The 19987-nt window shown below is 66.3% G+C and carries 21 protein-coding genes and 2 tRNA genes; 10 read left to right on the forward strand and 13 right to left on the reverse strand.

Annotated features, from left to right (window positions below; translation table 11 throughout):
• Positions 1 to 28: 28 nt before the first annotated feature.
• Both APS40_RS00770 and APS40_RS00775 read right to left on the reverse strand, forming a co-directional pair.
• A complete protein-coding gene (locus APS40_RS00770) occupies positions 29 to 1879 on the reverse strand; it encodes a monovalent cation:proton antiporter-2 (CPA2) family protein (protein ID WP_055045246.1) in 1851 nt (616 codons plus the stop codon).
• 137 nt (positions 1880 to 2016) lie between these two features.
• Positions 2017 to 3243, reverse strand: a complete 1227-nt coding sequence (locus tag APS40_RS00775; RefSeq protein ID WP_055045247.1) for an AI-2E family transporter — start codon at positions 3241 to 3243, stop codon at positions 2017 to 2019.
• A gap of 123 nt (positions 3244 to 3366) precedes the next feature.
• On the opposite strand from APS40_RS00775, the gene APS40_RS00780 reads away from it, so the two are divergent.
• On the forward strand, positions 3367 to 4308 hold the full coding sequence (locus APS40_RS00780; RefSeq protein ID WP_055045248.1) for a nucleoside hydrolase: 942 nt from the start codon (positions 3367 to 3369) through the stop codon (positions 4306 to 4308).
• Between the two features lie 5 nt (positions 4309 to 4313).
• Here the strand turns inward: APS40_RS00780 and APS40_RS00785 are convergent, their stop codons facing one another.
• Both APS40_RS00785 and APS40_RS00790 read right to left on the reverse strand, forming a co-directional pair.
• Positions 4314 to 4511: a hypothetical protein gene (locus APS40_RS00785; RefSeq protein ID WP_055045249.1), complete on the reverse strand. Its 198-nt coding sequence runs from the start codon at positions 4509 to 4511 to the stop codon at positions 4314 to 4316.
• A gap of 111 nt (positions 4512 to 4622) precedes the next feature.
• Positions 4623 to 6182: a winged helix-turn-helix domain-containing tetratricopeptide repeat protein gene (locus APS40_RS00790; protein ID WP_082434104.1), complete on the reverse strand. Its 1560-nt coding sequence runs from the start codon at positions 6180 to 6182 to the stop codon at positions 4623 to 4625.
• A gap of 199 nt (positions 6183 to 6381) precedes the next feature.
• Between APS40_RS00790 and APS40_RS00795 the strand changes: the two genes are divergently transcribed.
• Together APS40_RS00795 and APS40_RS00800 are read left to right on the forward strand one after the other, a co-directional pair.
• On the forward strand, positions 6382 to 6711 hold the full coding sequence (locus APS40_RS00795) for a hypothetical protein (protein WP_197279404.1): 330 nt from the start codon (positions 6382 to 6384) through the stop codon (positions 6709 to 6711).
• A gap of 78 nt (positions 6712 to 6789) precedes the next feature.
• Positions 6790 to 7407 carry a LysE family translocator gene (locus APS40_RS00800; protein ID WP_055045251.1) on the forward strand — a complete coding sequence of 206 codons (618 nt, stop codon included), beginning with the start codon at positions 6790 to 6792 and terminating at the stop codon, positions 7405 to 7407.
• Positions 7408 to 7570: 163 nt separating this feature from the next.
• Here APS40_RS00800 and APS40_RS00805 read toward each other — a convergent pair whose 3' ends face one another.
• Positions 7571 to 8974 carry a phosphomannomutase gene (locus APS40_RS00805; RefSeq protein WP_055045252.1) on the reverse strand — a complete coding sequence of 468 codons (1404 nt, stop codon included), beginning with the start codon at positions 8972 to 8974 and terminating at the stop codon, positions 7571 to 7573.
• A gap of 105 nt (positions 8975 to 9079) precedes the next feature.
• Here APS40_RS00805 and APS40_RS00810 point away from each other — a divergent pair, with 105 nt between their 5' ends.
• From APS40_RS00810 to APS40_RS00830, 5 genes are all read left to right on the forward strand, one after another.
• A complete protein-coding gene (locus APS40_RS00810; protein ID WP_055045253.1) occupies positions 9080 to 9310 on the forward strand; it encodes a hypothetical protein in 231 nt (76 codons plus the stop codon).
• Positions 9311 to 9349: 39 nt separating this feature from the next.
• Positions 9350 to 9916: a DNA-3-methyladenine glycosylase gene (locus APS40_RS00815; RefSeq protein ID WP_055045254.1), complete on the forward strand. Its 567-nt coding sequence runs from the start codon at positions 9350 to 9352 to the stop codon at positions 9914 to 9916.
• 89 nt (positions 9917 to 10005) lie between these two features.
• Positions 10006 to 10320: a hypothetical protein gene (locus APS40_RS00820; RefSeq protein WP_055045255.1), complete on the forward strand. Its 315-nt coding sequence runs from the start codon at positions 10006 to 10008 to the stop codon at positions 10318 to 10320.
• Between the two features lie 64 nt (positions 10321 to 10384).
• On the forward strand, positions 10385 to 11710 hold the full coding sequence (locus APS40_RS00825; RefSeq protein ID WP_082434105.1) for an ATP-grasp fold amidoligase family protein: 1326 nt from the start codon (positions 10385 to 10387) through the stop codon (positions 11708 to 11710).
• Between the two features lie 25 nt (positions 11711 to 11735).
• Entirely contained in the window at positions 11736 to 12860 is a 1125-nt protein-coding gene (locus APS40_RS00830) for a PQQ-dependent sugar dehydrogenase (protein ID WP_055045257.1), read from the forward strand.
• A 6-nt stretch (positions 12861 to 12866) separates the two neighbouring features.
• On the opposite strand, the gene APS40_RS00835 is transcribed toward APS40_RS00830, so the two are convergent.
• Positions 12867 to 12942 (reverse strand) — tRNA-Ile (locus APS40_RS00835).
• Between the two features lie 198 nt (positions 12943 to 13140).
• Here APS40_RS00835 and APS40_RS00840 point away from each other — a divergent pair.
• A complete protein-coding gene (locus APS40_RS00840; protein WP_055045258.1) occupies positions 13141 to 13698 on the forward strand; it encodes a dihydrofolate reductase family protein in 558 nt (185 codons plus the stop codon).
• Between the two features lie 55 nt (positions 13699 to 13753).
• On the opposite strand, the gene APS40_RS00845 is transcribed toward APS40_RS00840, so the two are convergent.
• Together APS40_RS00845 and APS40_RS00850 are read right to left on the reverse strand one after the other, a co-directional pair.
• Entirely contained in the window at positions 13754 to 15193 is a 1440-nt protein-coding gene (locus APS40_RS00845; RefSeq protein ID WP_055045259.1) for an aldehyde dehydrogenase family protein, read from the reverse strand.
• Positions 15194 to 15349: 156 nt separating this feature from the next.
• Positions 15350 to 16453, reverse strand: a complete 1104-nt coding sequence (locus tag APS40_RS00850) for a fumarylacetoacetate hydrolase family protein (protein WP_236884176.1) — start codon at positions 16451 to 16453, stop codon at positions 15350 to 15352.
• Between the two features lie 281 nt (positions 16454 to 16734).
• Between APS40_RS00850 and APS40_RS00855 the strand changes: the two genes are divergently transcribed.
• A complete protein-coding gene (locus APS40_RS00855) occupies positions 16735 to 17475 on the forward strand; it encodes an SIMPL domain-containing protein (RefSeq protein ID WP_055045261.1) in 741 nt (246 codons plus the stop codon).
• Between the two features lie 442 nt (positions 17476 to 17917).
• On the opposite strand, the gene APS40_RS00860 is transcribed toward APS40_RS00855, so the two are convergent.
• The 5 genes from APS40_RS00860 to APS40_RS00880 form a co-directional block, all read right to left on the reverse strand.
• A tRNA-Ser gene (locus tag APS40_RS00860) sits at positions 17918 to 17989 on the reverse strand.
• A gap of 4 nt (positions 17990 to 17993) precedes the next feature.
• Positions 17994 to 18479 (reverse strand): YidB family protein, encoded by a 486-nt coding sequence (locus APS40_RS00865; RefSeq protein WP_055045262.1) that lies wholly within the window; start codon positions 18477 to 18479, stop codon positions 17994 to 17996.
• 2 nt (positions 18480 to 18481) lie between these two features.
• On the reverse strand, positions 18482 to 18736 hold the full coding sequence (locus tag APS40_RS00870) for a GlsB/YeaQ/YmgE family stress response membrane protein (protein WP_055049500.1): 255 nt from the start codon (positions 18734 to 18736) through the stop codon (positions 18482 to 18484).
• Positions 18737 to 18796: 60 nt separating this feature from the next.
• Positions 18797 to 18991 (reverse strand): hypothetical protein, encoded by a 195-nt coding sequence (locus APS40_RS00875; RefSeq protein WP_055045263.1) that lies wholly within the window; start codon positions 18989 to 18991, stop codon positions 18797 to 18799.
• A 42-nt stretch (positions 18992 to 19033) separates the two neighbouring features.
• Positions 19034 to 19858, reverse strand: a complete 825-nt coding sequence (locus APS40_RS00880) for a sulfite exporter TauE/SafE family protein (RefSeq protein WP_055045264.1) — start codon at positions 19856 to 19858, stop codon at positions 19034 to 19036.
• Positions 19859 to 19987: the final 129 nt, after the last annotated feature.

Genomic DNA, 19987 nt, shown 5'->3' on the forward strand with positions numbered 1-19987 from the left:
CCCCGATTGAGGTCAGTTGCCGCTCGCCCTAGGCCTTCGCCTCTTCCTCGGGCGCAATGATCGGCGTCGACGGGCCGGCGACGGTGCCGCTCTCGCGCGCCTGGTCCTCGGCGTTGGATCTGAGCAGGTCCCTGCCCGCCTGCAGCCCGCCGACCATCTGCGCCGCGAAGCGTTGCCGATCGCGTTCGCGTACGCCCTCGATGATTTCGCCGACCTCGACCATGTCGACATCGAGCTGGCGCAGGGTTTCGGCGCCGAAGGCCAGCGCGCTCTCGAACACCTCGCGCAACTGGTAGTCGGCGCCGGCCTTGACCAGCTCGAGCGCATGGCCGCGGTCGAAGGCGCGCGCCATCACCTTGGCCAGCGGAAATTCCGACTTCACCAATTCGACGATGCGGGTCGCCGATTCCTTCTTGTCGACGCAGACGAGGACGAGGTCGGCGGTCCCTGCCCCGGCGGCATGCAGGATGTCGAGCCGCGTACCGTCGCCATAGTAGATCTTGAAGCCGAAGGTCTGCGCCACCTCGATCATCTCGACATCGTTGTCGATGATCGAGATCGAATGCTGGCCCTTGGCGATCAGCGGCTGGCTGGCGATCTGCCCGAACCGGCCGAAGCCGATCAGCAGCACATTGCCGGTGAGCCCTTCCGGCTTTTCGACGCCCGCCAGCGATTGCACCGGTTTGGGCACCAGCTTGAGCAGCATGGTCGAGAACGGCGTCAGCACCATCGAGATGATCACCGTGGCGGTGAAGATGGCATTGAGCTCGCCGGTGAGGAGGCCGCCCGCCGTTGCCGTGGTGAACAGCACGAAGGCGAACTCGCCGCCCTGTGCCATCAGCACCGCGCGCTCCAGCGCCAGCGCATTGCCGGTGCCGAGGACACGCGCCAACCCGTAGATCGCGCCGCCCTTGAGCAGCATGTAGATCACCACCGACAGGGCGATGAACTGCCAGTTGGCGGCCACCACCGCGAGATCGAGCGACATGCCGACCGCGAGGAAAAACAACCCCAGCAACAGCCCGCGAAACGGCTCGACATCGGCCTCGAGCTGATGCCGGAAGGTCGATGTGGAGAGCAGCACGCCGGCCATGAAGGCGCCCATCGCCATGCTGAGCCCGCCCGCTTCCATGATCAGCGCCGCGCCCAGCACCACCAGCAGCGCCGCCGCGGTCATCACTTCGCGCGCCTTGGATTCGGCGAGAATCTTGAACACCGGGTTCAGCACCCAGCGGCCGGCAAAGATCACCGTGACGATCGACGCGGCGGCGACCCCGACGCTGATCCAGCGCTGCATCATGCTCGCGTCGGTGTCGACGCCCGGCGACAGCAGCGCCACCACCGCCAGCAGCGGCACGATGGCAAGATCCTCGAGCAGGAGGACCGAGACGATCTTCTGCCCGGCCGGGGTCTGCAGCTCCCCCCGTTCGGAGAGAATCTGCATGACGATGGCCGTCGAGGTCAGCACGAACCCCATGCCTGCAACGAACGCCACGGCGGGCGCGAGGCCGAGCAGGAAGATGCCGGCCAGCGTCAACAGCAGCCCGCACAGGCCGACCTGCAGGATGCCGAGCCCGAATATCTCCTTGCGCAGCCCCCAGAGCTTGGCCGGCTCCATCTCCAGCCCGACGATGAACAGGAACAGCACCACCCCCAACTCGGCCGCGTGCAGCACTGCCTGCGGATCGCCGACCAGCTTCAGCCCGAACGGGCCGATGACCAGCCCGGCGGCAAGGTAACCCAGCACCGAGCCGAGCCCCAGCCGGCGGAACAGCGGTACGGCGATGACCCCGGCCCCGAGCAGCGCAACGACCTGCATGAGGTCGACCCCGCCATGCGAAGCCACCTCTGCCGCATGCGCCACTACCTCACCGGCCATCATTCACCTCAATCGGAAATCGGAAGAGGTTCAGCGTGAGGCCTGCTTGGGGGAGCGTCAAGGCTGGCTTTTTGGGGAGGTGGAATGCACCTCGCAGATGAAAACCCGGTACTGCCGCGCCGCTCCGGCCCTCCGAGTCAGACAGCCGAGACGGATTTCGCAGCGCGGGTGCGCCGCGTCCCGACCTTCGGCGGCTCGGGCGGCGCTGCCTGCGGCTTGGCCATCTCGGCGTCCCGGCTCGCCTTGTGTGCCACCAACCGGCGCGTCTTTCGCGGCGCCACTGTGCTCGTCGGCAGGATATGGGTCACCAGCGAATAGAGCACCAGCAGCGAGGGCACCGCGATCAGGCCGCCGACCGGGCCCCAGGCCCAGATCCAGAAGGTCAGGGAGAGAAAGATCATGAACGGGTTGATCGTCATCGTCCGGCCGAGGAGGTTTGGAGTGACGAAATTGCCCTCGATGAAGTTGATGCCGAAATAGAGCGCCATGGGCAGCAAGCCACCGACCAGCTCCCCGGTGGTGCCGAGCCCCACGAGCAGCAGGACGAGGGCCATGAACGCCTGCCCGATGAACGGAATGTAGTTGAGCACCGCCGCCATGGCGCCCCAGAGCAGCGGCGAGGGCAGCCCCACTGCCCAGGTCATCAGCGTCACCACCGCCCCGACCCCCAGGTTCACCGTCGAGATGGTGAGGAGATACTTCGACACCTTCTGCTCGACGTCGCGGAACACATGAGCGGTGCGCCAGCGCATGCGGCGGCTGACGCAGAGCGACAGCGTGGCGACGCGGATACTGTCGCGGGTAGCGAGGAAGAAGTAGAGCGAAACGAGGAACACGCCGACCTGCGCCAGGATCGCCGGGGCCAGCATCGCAATGCCGGTGACCGTGTTGCCGTCTTCGACCCGCACCTCCATCGTCGCGCCGCCACCGAGCACGCCCTTGATCTGCTCCTGCAGCGTCCCGATCGCCGCGATCGGTTCCCGCCAGTTGGCGAGTTCCGACTGGATGCGCTCCCATACGATTGGGACGCGGTCCGCCCATTCGCTTAACGGCCCATAGAACAGCGCGCCGCCCACGATAATGATGACCAGGAACAGCAGCACCACCAGGCCGGCCGAGAGCGCCTCGGGCACGCCGCGTTGTTCGAGCAGGTCGGCTACCGGACCGAACATCAGGCCCACCGTGATGGCGAGAAACAGCGGCGCCAGCACCACCTGCGCCTCGCGCACCGCGACAAAGGCGACGACCACCCCCATCGTCACGATGGCGAACTGCGCGGCGTTGCCGAGCACGCGCTCGAAATTGGTCCGCTGGATATCTTTGATGAGCCCCTGGCGGGGCCGGGACGCTATTGGCTTGCGCAAGGATTTTCCCTCTGTCGGCCAAGGTAAACGCGCCGCCAACCGGGCCGTTCCGCCGTCGACGGGCGTTGTTCCACCCACTAACATGCCGCCGGAATCAGTTTCTCAGGGGCTCGCGCTAAACCTATGGCACGCAAGATCATTATCGACACCGACCCGGGCCAGGACGACGCCGTCGCCATCCTCATGGCGCTGGCCTCCCCGGACGACTTCGAGATCCTCGGCATCGTCGCGGTAGCGGGCAATGTGAGCCTCGCGCAGAACGCCCGCAACGCGCTCAAGGTCGTCGAACTCTCCGGTCGCAAGGACATCGCCGTCTACGCCGGCTGCGAGCGCCCCCTACGCCGCACCCTCGTCACGGCCGAACACGTGCATGGCGAGACCGGGCTCGACGGCCCGGACCTGCCGCTGCCCAAGCTGCAGATCGAGGATCAGCATGGCGTCGATTTCCTCATCGACACGCTGATGGCTCACGAAGCGGGCACCGTGACGCTCGCCACCCTGGGGCCGCTGACCAATGTCGCCATGGCGATGGTCAAGGAGCCGCGCATCATCGGCCGCATCCAGGAAATCGTCATGATGGGCGGCGGCTATTTCGAAGGCGGCAACATCACCCCGGCCGCCGAGTTCAACATCTATGTCGATCCCGACGCCGCCGACATAGTGCTGCGCTCCGGCGTCTCCATCGCCATGCTGCCGCTCGACGTCACCCACATGATCCTCTCGACCCCCGAGCGGCTGCAGAAGATCCGCGCGCTCGGCAACCGGGCCGGCGAAGCCGTCTATCAGATGCTGAGCTTCTCGGAGCGCTTCGACCTCAACAAGTATGGCTCGACCGGCGCCCCGCTGCATGACCCCTGCGTTGTCGCCTACATGCTGCAGCCCGACCTGTTCGAGGGCCGGCACATCAACGTGGTGATCGAGACGACCAGCGAGTTGACCGTCGGGATGACCGTCGCCGATTACTGGGGCGTCACCGGCCGCGCCAGGAACGTCACCTATCTGCGCTCGGGCGACGCCGCCGGCTTCTACGAGCTGTTGACCGAACGGCTGAGCCGCCTGCCCTGATCGGCTCACTCGTCGGAGTCCGGATGCCAGGTCGGCAGGTCCGACCACTCGCGTGGGGTAAACCCGGCGGTCGGATCTGCGGGCACGTCCTTACCGTCCAGTGCCCGTGCGATGGACGCCGCAAGCCGGTCCGCGAGCCGCTTGAACAGGACCGGCAGTCGGGCCAGCCGACGGGCAACGGGATGGGTTTCGATCAGGCTCATTGTCTCCTCCGCGGGTTGATCGGCTGCTGTGGCCGACGGAGCGAGACTGGGCGCTGACCTCGCTTTGTGTCCCAAAGCGGGGTCCAAAATCCTCCAAATCGTTGTGACGGCTTAGTCCGGCAGGCCGGCCTTGCGCAGACCTTCTATCTGCAACCTGAAGCGCGAACCGAACCGCAAGCCCACCCGTTCGAGGTCGGCCATCCGCATACCCGGTACCTTGCTGAGGATCGTCGCGACCGTCGCCCTGGCCTCATCCATTCGGTCGAGATGCGCCTGCGCAGCCGCAAGCGTCCACATGGCCCCGACCCACTCGGCATTGGCCGCCAGGCTCTTGAGCGCCCAGTCTGCCGCCGCCTCGAATTCGCCCTTCAGCAGATGCGCGATACCGACCCCGACCAACAGTTCGTAGTTGTCCAGCGCTCCGGGGGCGATCTCGATGGCGCGCAGGAAGCAGCGGTGTCCAAAGTCGATGTCGCCGGCCATGACGTTGGTGAAGGCGGTAAGCGACATCACCGTTGGATTGTTGGGGTTTGCCGCATAGGCCTGATCCAGCATCGCCAGAGCCCGCCGGCTGTCGTGGCGTACCGACAGCAGGATCAACGCGGCGATCGCCACCACCTGCGGATCGTCGTGGCCGATCTCGAGCGCCTGTTCGGCCAGTTGCAGCGCACGCTCCCGTTCGGCCTGGCTCATCCCCGAGCCGAACGTGTCCTGCCGCTCGTAGGCCCAGGCCGCATAGACCAGCCCCGTCGCAAAGCCAGGGTCGAGCCGAACGGCGCCCTCGAGCAAGGCGATCGCCTCGGCCCGGACCTCGGCCGAGGTTCCCCTGAACAATGGCAGAGCCTTCAGATACAGATCATAGGCATCGAGACTGCCGGGGTGCTTTCGGCGTGCCCGCTCGATCTCGGCGCGGCGCACTTCCGGTTCGACAAAGCCGACGACCGCGACCACGACCTCGTCGAAGAAGTCGAACAACTCCGCCCCGCTGCCGTCAAACTGCTGCGCCCACAGCTGCGTGGCGCTCGTCGCATCCACCAGCCTGACGCTCACCCTCAGCTGCGTCGCACGGCGTCGCACCATGCCTTCGACCAGATAGCGCACGCCGTGCTCGGTGATCGCCGCGCCATCCAGTCCGCGTTCTCGAAAGCCGAACGAAGCATTGCGTGAGACCACAGCGAAAGTCCTGAACCGCGACAGTGCCGTGATCAGGTCTTCAACCAGCCCATCGGCGAAATAGGCTTGTTCGTTGTCGTCGGGCATGGTTGTGAACGGCATCACCGCCACCATCGGGCGACGCGTCGACGAGAGCATGGGTCCGGCAATCTGTGACGGTCGCGGCAACCGATAGCCGACACGAGGGACCGTCGCGATCCACTCCTGTCCGTCGGCTGCCTTGCCGAGCGTCTTGCGCAAGCTGGCGATCTGCACCGACAGGTTCGCCTCTTCGACGAACAATCCGGGCCAGGCCCGCGCCATCAGCGCATCCTTGGTCACTGCCGCACCGTCCGCCTCTGCCAGCGCTGCCAAGAGCTCGAACGCCCGCCGCCCCAGGGGCACGACCTCGCCATCCCGGCGCAGCACTCCGGTCGCGCCGTCGAGCACAAATGGACCAAAGCTGCGGTGCCCTTCCTCCATGTCGCAAGCTATAGCTTGCTGCGTGACGCCGGTCATCCGGCACGCTGGCCCTAACGTAGGAGGGAGCGGCTCGTTTCGACCTGGGAAACCATGTCAGGCATCCCTGCCGTCGGTCCGGCCGCTCTAAGCAAATCCATAACCTCGCCTTCCTACCCTCATCGGCATGATGAGGGAGAGCCGAGCACCAAGCACCCACCTGCCCCGTCGACGCGGCGCCCCTGCCGCGCCCGAGGTCGTGGCTGCAGGCGACGGTACCTCGTCGGTCGGCCAGGTGGGCCGGCAGTTCCGGCTGCAGGCAGCGCGCTGGCTGTGCCGCATGGTGGTGCGCGGCTTCGCACTGCTCTACCTCGCGGTGCTGGCCTATACCGGGATCAGCGCACTGGGCTGGTTCGACTTCGCGCCAAGGCCACTGGCCGGCGTCTTCCTCGTGGTGATCGGACTGCCCTGGACCCTCGCCGCTGTCTGGTTTCCCGATCCGCTGCAGCCGCTGGTCGCGGCGCTGGCGCCGCTGGTCACCCTGGTCCTGCTCTGGACCTGGTGCCACTGGCCGCGGCGGCGCGGCTGATCGGGAGTTCGCCGGCCCGACCACCCTTGCCCACCTGCTCCGGCCAGCGCTAGAAGGCTGCCAGCTCAGGAGCCCGCCATGGATCTCGTCACTCTCGCCGCCTTCACCATCGCCTATGCCATCGCGGTCATCGTGCCCGGGCCCGGCGTCGCAGCGGTGGTGGCGCGGGCGCTCGGCGGCGGCTTCCGCTCCGCCTTTCCAATGGTGCTGGGCATTCTCGCCGGCGACCTGGTCTACCTGGTGTTCGCGCTGTTCGGCCTCGCCGCCATCGCCACCTGGTTCGGCCCGGTGTTCTTCGTGGTGAAATGGGCCGGCGCGCTCTACCTGCTCTATGTCGCCTGGCAGTTCTGGAGCGCCAGGCCCGGTTCCGAGCAGATCGGCGCCAAGAAGGATGCCAGCGCCTGGAAGACCTTCCTGTCCGGCTTCGCCCTGACCATGGGCAATCCCAAGACCATCGTCTTCTACCTCGCCCTGCTGCCCACGGTGATCCCGCTCGACAAGCCGATCACCGCGCTCGGCTTTGCCGAACTGACCGGCATCGTGGTGGTGGTGCTGCTCGCCATCGGCTGCGCCTATGCCGGCCTCGCCGCCGCGGCGCGCGACTTCTTCAAGTCGAGCAAGGCGCTGCGGGTGCTGAACCGTACGGCGGGGGTGATCATGGCAAGTGCCGCGGCATTTGTGGTGGTGCGGGAGTAAGAATCCCGACCGATAGAGACGGCCCCCTCCCGGCCTCCCCCATGAAGGGGGAGGTGAAGAGTAGAGGCCCCGTCTTCGATCGAGCCAAACGCGCCGGCAGGGCACCTCCCCCTTCATGGGGGAGGATGGGAGGGGGCCGTCTCGGCCCATAGCAGCCGCTGTCCTACCGCACCACCGCACTCGCCGCGGACAGCCCCCAGTCCAGCAGTTCCTTGGCCCGCTCCGGTGTCACACCCTCGACATAGCAGCGCAGCTCCGGTGCGTTGCCGGAGGCGCGGTAGTGCACGGTGTCGCCGGACGTCAGCGAGAAGCGCGGTCCATCGATGGTCGAGACCGACTGGATCTCGCCCACCGGCGCGAAAAAATCGCGCGCATAGCCCGGTTGTTCGACCAGCCCCGTCAGCAGCGCCGCACTGCGTTCGCTCGCCACATGCGCCAGCCGGTCGCTGAGCGCGGCACGCACCGGCAGCGTCCGCACCAGCCCGGCGACGCTTTCGCCCAGCTTGGCCGCGGTCCCCAGCACGGCAAGGATCGGCAGCACCGCATCGCGCGTCGGCAGCGGGCTCAGCACGCGGCCGTTGATCGCTACCTCGCTTCCCAGCAGCAAACCACCATTGGCTTCGAACCCGACAACTGCGCCGGGCGAGCCGCTCGCAGCATCCTGCATGCCGGAAATGACATAGGGCGAGCCGACCCTGGTGCGGTCGACCCGGCCGAACCAGCCGACGCCCTCGATCGCCGAGTTCGAGGTGACGGGCGTTACCACGCGGTCGGCACCCAGGAAGCGCGCGGCGAGCATCCCCAGCACGTCGCCGCGCACGAAATTGCCCTCGCCGTCGATCAGGAGCGGCCGGTCGCCGTCGCCGTCGGTCGAAACTATGGCGTCGAGGCCATGCTGCCGGATCCAGCCCAGGCGCGGCTCGAACAACGGATCGGAGAACGCTTCGGTATCGACCGCCACGAAACTCTCGGAGCGGCCGAGCCGCACCACGTCGGCGCCGGCCCGGGTGAGGAACGACACCAGCAGGTCGCGCGCCACCGACGAATGCTCGAACACCCCGATGCGCCAGCCCTTCAGCGCCGCAGCATCGAGCAGGCCGCGATAGCGCTGCCGGTAGCGGTCGCCGGCCGCGATGCTGCCATCCTCGGCCCGACCCTCGCCCGCCGGCACCGTCTCGCGCAGCGCCGCGGCGATGCCGTTCTCGTCCGCTTTGGTGATCTCCCCGGCTGCGACATAGAACTTGAGCCCGTTGCGGTCGGCCGGGATGTGGCTGCCGGTCACCATGATGGCCGGCCCGCCGAGCGCCATGGCGTGGAGCGCCAGCGCCGGGGTCGGCAGCACCCCGCAATCGACCGGCACCAGCCCGGCCGCACGGATCGCCGCGACACAATCGGCAAGGATGGCCGGGCTCGAGGCCCGCAGATCACGGCCGAGATAGACGCGCCCACCGGCCACGGTACCGATATGGTCGAGAAACGCCGCCGTGTAACGCCGCGCCGCCCCGCCGGTGAGATCGACCGCGAGGCCGCGCAGGCCGCTGGTGCCAAACTTCAGTGAATCCGTCATGCCGCACACTCCAAATCCGACTGAGCTTTGTCATGCCGCCGTCGGCTTCGGCAAGCGCCGGTCGATGTTAATGTTTCGTTCACTTTGCGCCCGCAGTCTCCTGGCATGCAGATTCAGAAGCGCACCATGAACTGGCTGCCGCGCGCCTCGCTCTATGCCGAGGCCGAGGCTGCACGCCAGAAGCGCCGGGCGCAGGCCCAGTCCGACCTTGCCAACTCGGCCAACACCAATGCCGCGCTGATTTCAGGGGGCACCTCCAATGTTGGCGAATCGATCAACCTGACGCTGCGCATTGCCGCTGCCCGCATCCAGGGCGGCACCACGAAGAAGGTCTAGCGGCTTGCGCTCACTGGGATAATTGCCCAGTCTCGGCGCATGCCCTCCTTCGATCCCATCGGCTTCTTCAACCGTGAAGTCACCGTGGTGGCCCGCGAACTGCTCGGCGCACGGTTCCTCGTCGATGGCGTCGGTGGGCGCATTGCCGAGACCGAAGCCTACCATCCGACCGAACCCGCTTCGCACTCGCATCGCGGCCCTACCGAGCGAAACGCCTCGATGTTCCTGGGCCCCGGCCACATCTATGTCTACCGGTCCTACGGCATCCACTGGTGCTTCAACTTCGTCTGCGCCGATGCCTCGGCGGTGCTCATCCGCGCCCTCGAGCCCACCGATGGCATCGAGATCATGGCCGAGCGCCGCGGGGTCGCCAGCCTCCGCGACCTCTGCTCGGGCCCCGGCAAGGTCGGGCAGGCGCTTGGCGTAACCCGCTCGGCCCATGACGGGTTGATGATCGACGCGCCACCGTTCAGCTTCGCGCCGGCTGAGACTCCGTCGCCGGCGGTGATCGGCCCCCGCATCGGCATCACCAAGGCGGCTGACCTGCCCTGGCGCTTCGGCATCGCCGGTTCGCCGTTCCTCAGCAAGGCCTTTCGTCCCGGCTGAGCGCTGGGGCGGGAAGACACGCGGTCGCACCGGGTTTCCCTTTGCGCCGGCTTTGGTTAGGTTGCGCCCGAACTCAACAGGAGATGCCCGTGGCGGTCGATGTGCTGATCAAGCAATTGCTGGAAACCGGCAGCATGAACGAGGAAACCACTGCCGATCTGAACCGCTGGCAAGCCGAGTTCGCCGAGGGCACGCTGCATGCCGACGACGCCGCCTATATCGAGGCGCTGCATGCCAAGATCACCGGCGCCCCGATTTCCGACGTCGAAACCGCCCTCGTCGCCCTTGGGGCTGAACCGACCCGCATCGATGGCCTGAACATCGAGGAGTGGCGCGACCGCGCACTGCGCGCCGAGAGCGAACTCGCCGCCCTCAAGGACAGCGTCAGCGCCACCAGCGCTTGACCGCCGCCACAGGCTCCCCGTAGAAGCCGCCCGGCACGGGGGGCGTGTTTTTACGGAATTGATAATGACAACGAGTCCGACACGCGTCCAACCGCCCAAGCTGTTGCGCCTGCTGGAAATTGCCTCTACCCGGCGCGACATGGAGCGCCGGTTCCAACGCGCCTTTGGCCGCCTTCCCGACCTCTCGCATCCGCGCACCTTCAACGAGCGCATGCTGCACCGACTGGTCTACGATCGCGATCCGCTGTTCACGGTGTTCAGCGACAAGATCGCCGCCAAGGACTACATCGCGCGCCGCGTCGGCCCGGGCTACAACGTGCCGCTGCTCGGCAAATGGAGCACCCCCCGCCAGATCGATTGGGCCGCCCTGCCCGAGCGCTTCGTACTCAAGCCCAGCGGCGACAGCGGCAGGTTCGTGCTGGTGCGCGGGCCGGCCGAGCGCAACCCTGATCACTTGCGCGCCATCGCCTGGAGCTGGCTGAAGACGCGCCGGGCCGGCCGGCGCCATGCGGAATGGGGCTACCGCGGTGTGCCACGCCAGCTGCTTGCCGAGCCGCTGCTCGTCGGGCCGGACGGCGGCACCCCGCCCGAAATCAACGTCCTCACCTTCGGCGGCAAGGCGAAACTGATCCGCCGCTTCACCGGCCGAAAGACTCTGCCGGAGCGGCGCGACGCCTGGTTCGATGCCACCGGTCGTCAGGTCGAGATCGGCGTGGTTTCCATCGCCAGCGTCCGCATGGAGTTGCCCGAATCCCTGCGCCTCGAACTCATCGAGGTGGCCGAGGCGCTGTCTGACGGTCTCGATCATCTGCGGGTCGACTTCTACCTCACCGGCGACGGTCTCCGAGTGGGCGAGCTCACGCCCTATTCCTGGGGCGGAATGGCGCATTGGCGCTCGCCCGACCTCGACGAGAAGATGGGTCGGCTCTGGGCGGGTGAGAACGACTACGCCATATTCGACGATTTCCGCGATCCCGACCCTGCCGGCGTGCCGCCTGCCGACACCGCGACCTGGCTGAAGACCTGGGAGCAGCTGATCAACGCCGGTGACTACGCATCGGCGCGCCAGCTGTTCGCAACCGATGTCGTGGCCTTCGGCTCGCTGGCTGAGACCATGAACGGGCTCGACGCGCTGGAACAGCAGCAGTGGCGCAAAATCTGGGGCAGCAATCGCGAATTCGCCTTCGAAGCTCCGGCGATGGTTTCCGCCAGCGACGGCGCCTCAACGGTCGCCCTTCGCTGGCACTCCAAAGGCATGACCGAAGATGGCGGCTGGTACGAACGGCGCGGCCGCTGCACACTGGTGCTGGAGCGCCGCGGCCGAGGCCTTGTCTGTACCCACAGCCATTTCTCGATGGATCCGGGGATACCACCGCGCCGTTCAGAGTAAGTGCCCCCCGATCGGAGATTTATGGATGCGCCTGTTCCTGACCAGCCTTGCCCTGGGTCTCACCCTGGGGTTTGGATCGGCCCTCGCCCAGCCCGTGGCCCTGACCACCCGCCTCGTCACTGACGCGCTGGACCAGCCGCTGTTCGCCGTCGCGCCGCCGGCTGATCCACGGCTGTTCGTGGTCGAGCAGACCGGTCGCATCCGCATCATCGTTGACGGCAAACTGGCCGAGGCGCCGTTCCTCGATCTCAGCGCCAGCGTCAGCAGCGGCGGCGAACAGGGGCTGCTCGGCCTCGCCTTCCACCCCGACTACGCCAATAACGGCCGCTTCTTCGTCAACTACACCGACAAGGACGGCGCGACCCACATCGTCGGCTACAAGGTTTCGGCCGATCCCGCCGTCGCCGACCCGGCCTCGGCGGGCGAACTGCTGCGCATCGACCAGCCCTTTGCCAATCACAACGGCGGCTGGCTCGGTTTCGGCCCCGACGGCTTGCTTTATATCGGCATGGGCGATGGCGGCTCGGGCGGCGATCCTGGCAACCGCGCGCAGAACCCCGACGAACTGCTCGGCAAGATCCTGCGCCTCGATGTCGACGGAGCGACGCCCTACGCCATCCCCGAAGCCAATCCCTTCGCCGAAGGCGGCGGCCGGCCCGAGATCTTCGCGCTCGGCGTGCGTAACCCCTGGCGCCCGTCCTTCGACGGCGACGATTTCTACATCGCCGATGTCGGCCAGAGCGCTTACGAGGAAATCACCGTCATCACTGCCGAGTCCGCCGGCGCCAATCTCGGCTGGAACATCATGGAAGGACCGGCCTGCTACGGCGCCCAGAGCTGCGAACAGACCGGCCTCGTGCCGCCGAGCTACAGCTATTCGCACGACACCGGCGGCTGCTCGATCACCGGCGGCTATGTCTATCGCGGCAAGGCCATCCCCGAGATCGCGGGCCAGTATTTCTTCGCCGATTTCTGCGACAGCCGCGTCAACTCCTTCGCCTATGCGGACGGCGAGGCCGGCGACGTCTTCGACTGGACGGCGCAACTGGGCGGCATCGGCGGCATCACCTCGTTCGGCGTCGACAGCGCCGGCGAACTCTACCTCACGACGATCGAGGGCAAGTTGTTCGAGGTGGTGCGGGCGGAGTGAGGGAGTTGGTGGGCCCACCAGGACTCGAACCTGGAACCAGACCGTTATGAGCGGTCGGCTCTAACCATTGAGCTATGGGCCCCTGCCCCAGCACAGGAGCGACGCCTCCTTAGCAAGAGGCAGCCGGGAAGCAAAGCCGTAGCTGCCAAAGCGTTGCCTTGTCCCACCATTCTCCGTCGCGTCACGATTTTTCTGCACGCTCGTGTCGATCGCAGCGAAGGCCGTTCGTCGTGTAGATGAACGGCCCAGTGGCGGGCCGACGAAACTCAGGAGAAATGACATGCGCAAGATCACTGCAGGCTTCTTCCACTCGGTCGACGGCGTCGTCGAATCGCCCAACCTCTGGCAGTTCGATGCCTTCGACGATGAGCTGGGCGCCTTGCTCGGCGAGACCATGTCCAAGATCGATACCGTGCTGCTGGGCCGCGTCGGCTTCGAGGAGTGGGCGGGATACTGGCCCAATGCCGAGGCCGACCAGGACTTTGCCCAGTTCATCAACAACATGCCCAAATACGTCGCTTCGCGCACGCGCAGCCAGGCTGACCTGTCGATCTGGCAAAACTCGACGCTGATCGAAGGCGACGTGATCGAGTTCGCCCGCGAACTCAAGGCCAGGGAGGGCGGCGAGATCGCGGTGATGGGCGGCATTTCGCTGGCGCGCCAGCTGTTCTTCGCGGGGCTGCTCGAGGAACTGACGCTGATCACCCACCCGGTCGTCGCCGGCAAGGGCAAGCGGATGTTCGAAGCAACCGATCCGGTCACCCGGCTGGAGCTCAAGCGGTCTTCGACCACCAGCAAGGGCAACGTGGTTTCGGTCTACGGCCTGAAGCCCGAGTAACAAGAAGGGCCCGCGCACCTTCATGCGCGGGCCCCGAATTCTTTCCGGTCCTCGCTCAGCCGGCGGCGGTGTAAGCCGTCTTCACCTGGGTGAAGAACTCGGCCGCGTACTTGCCCTGCTCCTTGGGGCCATAGCTCGACCCCTTGCGGCCGCCGAACGGCACGTGGAAATCGACGCCGGCAGTCGGCACGTTCACCATCACCATGCCGGCTTCGGCATTGCGCTTGAAGTGCGTGGCGTACTTGAGCGAGGTGGTGACGATACCGGCCGAGAGGCCGAAATCGGTGTCGTTGGCCACCGCCAGCGCCTCGTCGTAGTCCTTGACGCGGATCACCGCCGCCACCGGCCCGAAGATTTCCTCGCGGGCGATGCGCATCTGGTTGTTGGCTTCGGTGAACAAGGCCGGCTGCAGGAAGTAGCCGGGGTTGTCGCGCTTCACCAGCTCGCCGCCGACCGCCAGCTTGGCGCCCTCGCCCTTACCGATCTCGATATAGTCGGTGTCCTGCTTGAGCTGGCCGGGATCGACCACCGGGCCGATCTCGGTGTCCTTGGCGATGGCGTCGCCCACCTTGAGGTTGCGGATACGCTCGGTGAGCGCGGCGACGAAGGCGTCGTGAATGCCCTCGGTGACGATCAGGCGCGACGAGGCCGTGCAGCGCTGGCCGGTCGAATAGAAGGCGCTCTGCGCCGTGGTTTCCACCGCCACCTTCAGGTCGGCATCGTCGAGCACGATGGTCGGGTTCTTGCCGCCCATCTCGAGTTGGAACTTGCGCATCACCTTGACGCTGGCCTCGGCGACGCGCCGGCCGGTATTCACCGAACCGGTAAAGGTCTGCGCCACGATATCTTTGCTGTCGAGCATGGTCTGGCCGACCACCGATCCCTTGCCCATCACCAGGTTGAGCACGCCCTTGGGCAGGCCGTTGCGATGGAGGATGTCGACGATGGCCCATGAGCAGCCCGGCACCAGGTCGGCCGGCTTGAACACCACGGTATTGCCGTAGCAGAGCGCCGGGGCGATCTTCCAGGCCGGGATGGCGATCGGGAAATTCCACGGCGTGATGATGCCGACCACGCCCATCGGCTCGCGCGTCATCTCGACGCCAACGCCCGGACGCACCGACGGCACGCTCTCGCCCGACAGCCGCAGCGCCTCGCCGGCAAAGAACTCGAAGATCTGCCCGGCGCGGGTGACCTCGCCGATGCCTTCGGCCAGGGTCTTGCCCTCTTCGCGGCTCAGCAGTTCGCCGAGTTCGGCCTTGCGGGCGAAGATTTCATGCGCGGTCTTACTGAGGATTTCCCAGCGCTGCAGGATGCCCGAACGCGACCAGGCCGGGAACGCCGCCTTGGCGGCGGCGATAGCATCGAGCGTATCCTGCTGGGTCGCGCGCGCGTAGACGCCCACCACCTCGTTGGTGTTGGACGGGTTGATATTGTCCACCCCGTCGCCGCCGACCCATTCGCCGTTGATGAGGTTCTTGTGCAGTTCGGTCATTTGGGTCGATCCTTCGTTACAAAGTGCCCATGGCACGATTTGTCGTCATTCCACCGGGTCATTCCCGCGAACGCGGGAACCTCCGTTTGCCGGACGTGCGGTGCGCACCAGAACGGAGTTTCCCGCTTTCGCGGGAATGACGCCGTGTGTCTGGCGCTAAAGCAGATCCGCCTTGGCGAGATCCCTGAGCAACTGGCTGGTGCCATAGGTCCAAGGGGCCGCCTCGGTGGCGAGGCGCACTGTATTAGATAGGGTGCCGAGCGACGGCGTCGAGATCGACACCACATCGCCGAGCTTGTGGGTAAAGCCCTTGCCGGCGCCACCGCGATCCTTCACCGGCGCGAACATGGTGCCGGTATAGAGCACGAGGCCGTCCGGATACTGGTGATGCCGCCCGATGGAGGCCGCAACCAGCGACTCGGGAGAGCGCGAAATCTGGCTGAGGTTCGACACGCCCGTCAGCTCGAACCCGTCCTCGCCGGTGACGCTCAGCGCGATGTCGGCCTGTTTCACCGTCTCGAGGGTGAACTTGCCGTCGAACAGCCGGATGAACGGGCCCAGCGAAGCGGAGGCGTTGTTGTCCTTGGCCTTGCCGAGCAGCAGGGCCGAGCGGCCTTCGACGTCGCGCAGGTTCACGTCGTTGCCGAGCGTTGCCCCAACGATCTTGCCGGTCGACGCAACCACCACCACCAGCTCCGGCTCGGGGTTGTTCCACTCCGAGATCGGCAGGATGCCGACATCGGCGCCGTAGCCGACCGAGGCCATCGGCTGGCACTTGGTGAAAATCTCCGCGTCCGGCCCGATACCGACTTCGAGATACTGGCTCCACACGCCGCGCGCGATCAGCGTCTTCTTGACCTCCATCGCGGCGGGCGAGCCGGGCTCGAGCTGGCTGAGATCGGTGCCCACCAGCCCCAGGATGTCCTTGCGCAGGTCGTCGGCCTTGGCCTTGTCGCCGCGCGCCTGCTCTTCGATGACACGCTCGAGCAGCGACACGACGAAGGTCACGCCCGCCGCTTTCACCGCCTGCAGGTCGATCGGCGACAGCAGCGAGGGCGCCTTGGGGTCGGTCTTGCCCGACCAGGAATTGGCGAGGAGTTGCTCGAGGTTGCCGATCACCGGTCCCGTGGCCGAGACCACGTAGGCGGCGGGATCGGATTGTTCGGCGACATCACGAGAGGTCGGCGCGGCCTTGGCGGTGATATCGACAACGTCGTCGCCGCGCACCGTGATCACCCGCGGATGCTGGTGACCGGGCACCTTCGCCCGCCCCAGAAGTACGCCCTCGCTAGGAACTTGTCGGTTGGCCACGGCACTTCCCCGGTTTTTCGGACGGGCTACCTAACCCGCCACCCCGAAGCCTGTCCAGCCGAGGCCGAGGCACGTAACTCAAACTTTCGTCGGTTCGCGACCCAAGGTTCGCGCAATCCAGGGCGTCTTATGTCTCGGAAGCGGCGTTCAAATCCCGTTCAGGTTCGCCGCATTAACACCCTGCTCGGCTGGGACATACTTCCCAGCTGTAGGCCACATAGGAGAGACGCATGCGTCCCATTACTGCCGCCCTCATTCCCCTGTTCCTCGCTACCGCGCTGACTACCGCCCCCGTACTCGCGCAGGAGACCACACCCGTGAACGGCACGATTTCGATCAGCGGCATCGGTGAAGTGACGGCTGCCCCCGACACCGCCTTCGTCAACTCCGGCGTCACCAGCCAGGGCGCCACGGCCCGCGAGGCGCTCGACGCCAACACCAAGGCGATGAGCGAGCTGATCGAGACGCTGAAGGCCGCCGGCATCGAGGCGCGCGACATCCAGACCTCGGGCTTTTCGGTCAACCCGAACTACGTCTATTCCGATGCCCGCGACGCCAACGGCTACCAGCTGCCCCCCAAGATCACCGGCTACCAGGTGTTCAACAACGTCAACGTGCGGGTGCGCGAGCTGGCCAAGCTCGGCTCGGTCCTCGACAAGGCCGTGACGGTCGGCGCCAACACCATCAACGGCGTCAGCTTCTCGGTCGCCGACCCCTCCAAGCTCTATGACGAAGCGCGCAAGGCCGCCTTCGCCGATGCCAAGGCCAAGGCCGGGCTCTATGCCGAAGTCGCCGGCGAGGAACTGGGCAGCATCCGCAATATCAGCGAGGTGCAGGGCATGAGCGCGCCGCAGCCCTACATGATGAAGGCCTCGGCCGATGCCGTCTCGGCCGGCGCCGTGCCGATCGAGGGTGGCGAACTCAGCTACTCGATCAACGTCCAGGTCACCTGGGACTTTGCCGGCAAGTAACGGCTTACGGATGGGCGCCTGCGGGCGCCCATCCGGCCCAGGCGCTCTCTCGGGACCCACCGGCTGGTGGCAGCGTCCTTTCACTTGCGATACCGCAAAATACGCCCATCTTCCCCACTGGTTCGCGAGCGATTCGGACGTAAGCTGAAGGACGCCAAAGCGGGCATGAAGCAGCGAACCGCACGTCGGCAACTGGCGAATGATTGCACTGGTCGATCCGTCAGCCTATGTCGAAGTCACGTCGCCCGACGTTGCGGACGTTTAGCCCAAGGATCGCGAGAGCGAAGCACGAGGCAGGGCGGCTACCTCTTAAGCGTTGAACATGCAGCCGATCGGGGCACCGGGCTTGAAGTGGTGGTGAAGCAGTCACCCCCGGGCATGGGTCGCGTCACAGCGACGGGTTGCACCCCGTGCCATCTGTCGGCCTCTCTCAGGGTATAACTGGTAGCGGCGACCGGACTCGAACCGGCGACCTTCAGGGTATGAACCTGACGGATGCGGCGCTCACCCCGCTTCACCTAGATCTGAAAGAAGCCTCGAGCCTGTTCCTCGTCGGGCAACCTTCCGTCAGGTGTCATCTTGTCTACTGTCTCAGGGATCGCGGTGGCCAGGCGCTTCAGAAGGTCCTCGCGGCTTAGACCGGTGCGCTGCGACAGCTCTGCGAGGTTCTCTTCACCGATGGCGGTGGCCACCTCATCGGGGCTCAGGCCCTTGGTTGGCACGCCAGGGGTGACCCAGGAGTCGGCCGTCTCCTTCTGGCCCGAGGACCGGAAGGTATCCAGAAGGTCGCCGAGGCCGCCGCTCAAGACGTTCTTCGACCCGTTCCCGCTCAGGAGGTCACCGAGGCCGCCCAGCATGCCACCGAGGCCTCCCGCCTGTCCGCCGGCACCTGTTCCGGATCCCTGCAGCCCCTTCAGGGCCTCGCCGATCTTGTCCCGGTTCTGGTAGCCCGCGACTGCGAGAAGGCCGAGCAGCGCGAGTAGTGAAGGTGTGCGGTTTGCCATTGTCAGCTCCTGCGGCGCGCTACGGCGCCCCAAACGAAGAGAAGGATTACGGCGCCTACGGTGGCCCCAATGAGCCCGGCACCCTCACCGGCCGTGTACAGGCCGAGTGCTTGACCGAGGAAAGTGGCGAGGAAGGCACCTACGATGCCGAGTATCGTCGTCAGCACGAAGCCGGATGGACCTCCGGATCCCGGCACGATGAACTTCGCAATCACGCCTGCAATGAAGCCTATGAGGATGGTCCAGAGTATGCCCAAGGTGCTCTCCCGTTGCCGATGACGGAAGAACATGCGGAGGAAATTATCGTTCCGTCCGGATCAGCTCACCACACCTGAACTTCGGTCCCCGCCGATCTTCTCGAGCTCAGTGCGCTGCAACTGGGTTCGGATAGCCTCATCCGTCGTGCCGTCGCCGAGGAACCGGGCAATGTCGCTGGCCTGGTAGCCGCGGCCGGCGAGCCAGCGGACCTCGATCGCCTTGGCGTTACGCCTCAGGCGGCCGTCTTCGGTCACTTCCTTCTTCCATCTGGAACAACCGCGCGGCGGCGCGATGCTTCAGCCCGCAATCGCCTTCCAGATCATGTTGAGCCCGACCAGCGCCAGGAACGCGGCGAAAGCCAGTTTGAGCGTGCGCTGCTGCAGCCGGTGCGCCAGCGCCGCGCCCCAAGGCGCACAGACAGCCGCCGTCACTCCGATCAGCACCAGCGCGACGATGTTGATGTAGCCCAGGCTGAGCGGCGGCCGGCCCTCGACGCTCCAGCCCGAGATGACGAAACCCAGCGTCCCCGACAGCGCGATGAACACCCCGATCGCGGCGCCCGTCCCCACTGCCTTGTGCATGGAAGCGCCGAAGGCATGGATGGTGGGCACGCTCAGCGAGCCGCCCCCTACCCCCATCAGCGCCGAGATGTAGCCGACCACCGCCGCCGAGATACGGTGCGTCAGGGCCGAATCCCTGAGGTGTCCCATCAGCCGCTCCTGGAACGGCAGGACGATATTGGCGGCGATGAACAGCGCCACCACGCCGAACACGATGCGCAGCACATCGCCGGTATAGAGCCCCGCCATGAGCCCGCCGACGAAGGTGGCGACCACGACGACCGGCGCCCAGAGCTTCAGGATCCGATGATCCACCGCGCCGCGCTTGTCGTGCGCCCGGGCGCTGGCGATGCCGGTGGGAATGATGATGGCGAGCGAGGTGCCTACCGCGATGTGCTGCACCACGTCGCTGTCATAGCCGAGCAGCGCCAGGGCCGAGGCCAGCGCCGGCACGATGATGGCGCCGCCGCCGATTCCCAGCAGCCCCGCCGCGATGCCGGAAATCACGCCGGTCGCCAGCAGCCCGAGAACAAACGGCCAGTAACTGAGAAGGTCGCCCACGCTTCGTCTCCACCAAGGACCCGCAACCGGATCGCACGAAACGGGTCGGCAACCCTAGGCCGATGCGACCGAATCCGTCCATTGCCGGGGATGCTGCACCGGCCCCACTGGTGCCACGATTGACCGGTC

The sequence above is a fragment of the Devosia sp. A16 genome (assembly GCF_001402915.1).
Classification (GTDB): domain Bacteria; phylum Pseudomonadota; class Alphaproteobacteria; order Rhizobiales; family Devosiaceae; genus Devosia_A.

Coding starts and splice junctions, on each gene's coding strand:
- APS40_RS00815 (WP_055045254.1), top strand. CDS start 9,350: ATGCCCTCCTTCGATCCCATCGGCTTCTTCAACCGTGAAGTCACCGTG.
- APS40_RS00845 (WP_055045259.1), bottom strand. CDS start 15,193: ATGACCGAACTGCACAAGAACCTCATCAACGGCGAATGGGTCGGCGGC.
- APS40_RS00865 (WP_055045262.1), bottom strand. CDS start 18,479: ATGGCAAACCGCACACCTTCACTACTCGCGCTGCTCGGCCTTCTCGCA.
- APS40_RS00855 (WP_055045261.1), top strand. CDS start 16,735: ATGCGTCCCATTACTGCCGCCCTCATTCCCCTGTTCCTCGCTACCGCG.
- APS40_RS00790 (WP_082434104.1), bottom strand. CDS start 6,182: ATGACCGGCGTCACGCAGCAAGCTATAGCTTGCGACATGGAGGAAGGG.
- APS40_RS00780 (WP_055045248.1), top strand. CDS start 3,367: ATGGCACGCAAGATCATTATCGACACCGACCCGGGCCAGGACGACGCC.
- APS40_RS00770 (WP_055045246.1), bottom strand. CDS start 1,879: ATGGCCGGTGAGGTAGTGGCGCATGCGGCAGAGGTGGCTTCGCATGGC.
- APS40_RS00785 (WP_055045249.1), bottom strand. CDS start 4,511: ATGAGCCTGATCGAAACCCATCCCGTTGCCCGTCGGCTGGCCCGACTG.
- APS40_RS00825 (WP_082434105.1), top strand. CDS start 10,385: ATGACAACGAGTCCGACACGCGTCCAACCGCCCAAGCTGTTGCGCCTG.
- APS40_RS00830 (WP_055045257.1), top strand. CDS start 11,736: ATGCGCCTGTTCCTGACCAGCCTTGCCCTGGGTCTCACCCTGGGGTTT.
- APS40_RS00810 (WP_055045253.1), top strand. CDS start 9,080: ATGCAGATTCAGAAGCGCACCATGAACTGGCTGCCGCGCGCCTCGCTC.
- APS40_RS00840 (WP_055045258.1), top strand. CDS start 13,141: ATGCGCAAGATCACTGCAGGCTTCTTCCACTCGGTCGACGGCGTCGTC.
- APS40_RS00800 (WP_055045251.1), top strand. CDS start 6,790: ATGGATCTCGTCACTCTCGCCGCCTTCACCATCGCCTATGCCATCGCG.
- APS40_RS00805 (WP_055045252.1), bottom strand. CDS start 8,974: ATGACGGATTCACTGAAGTTTGGCACCAGCGGCCTGCGCGGCCTCGCG.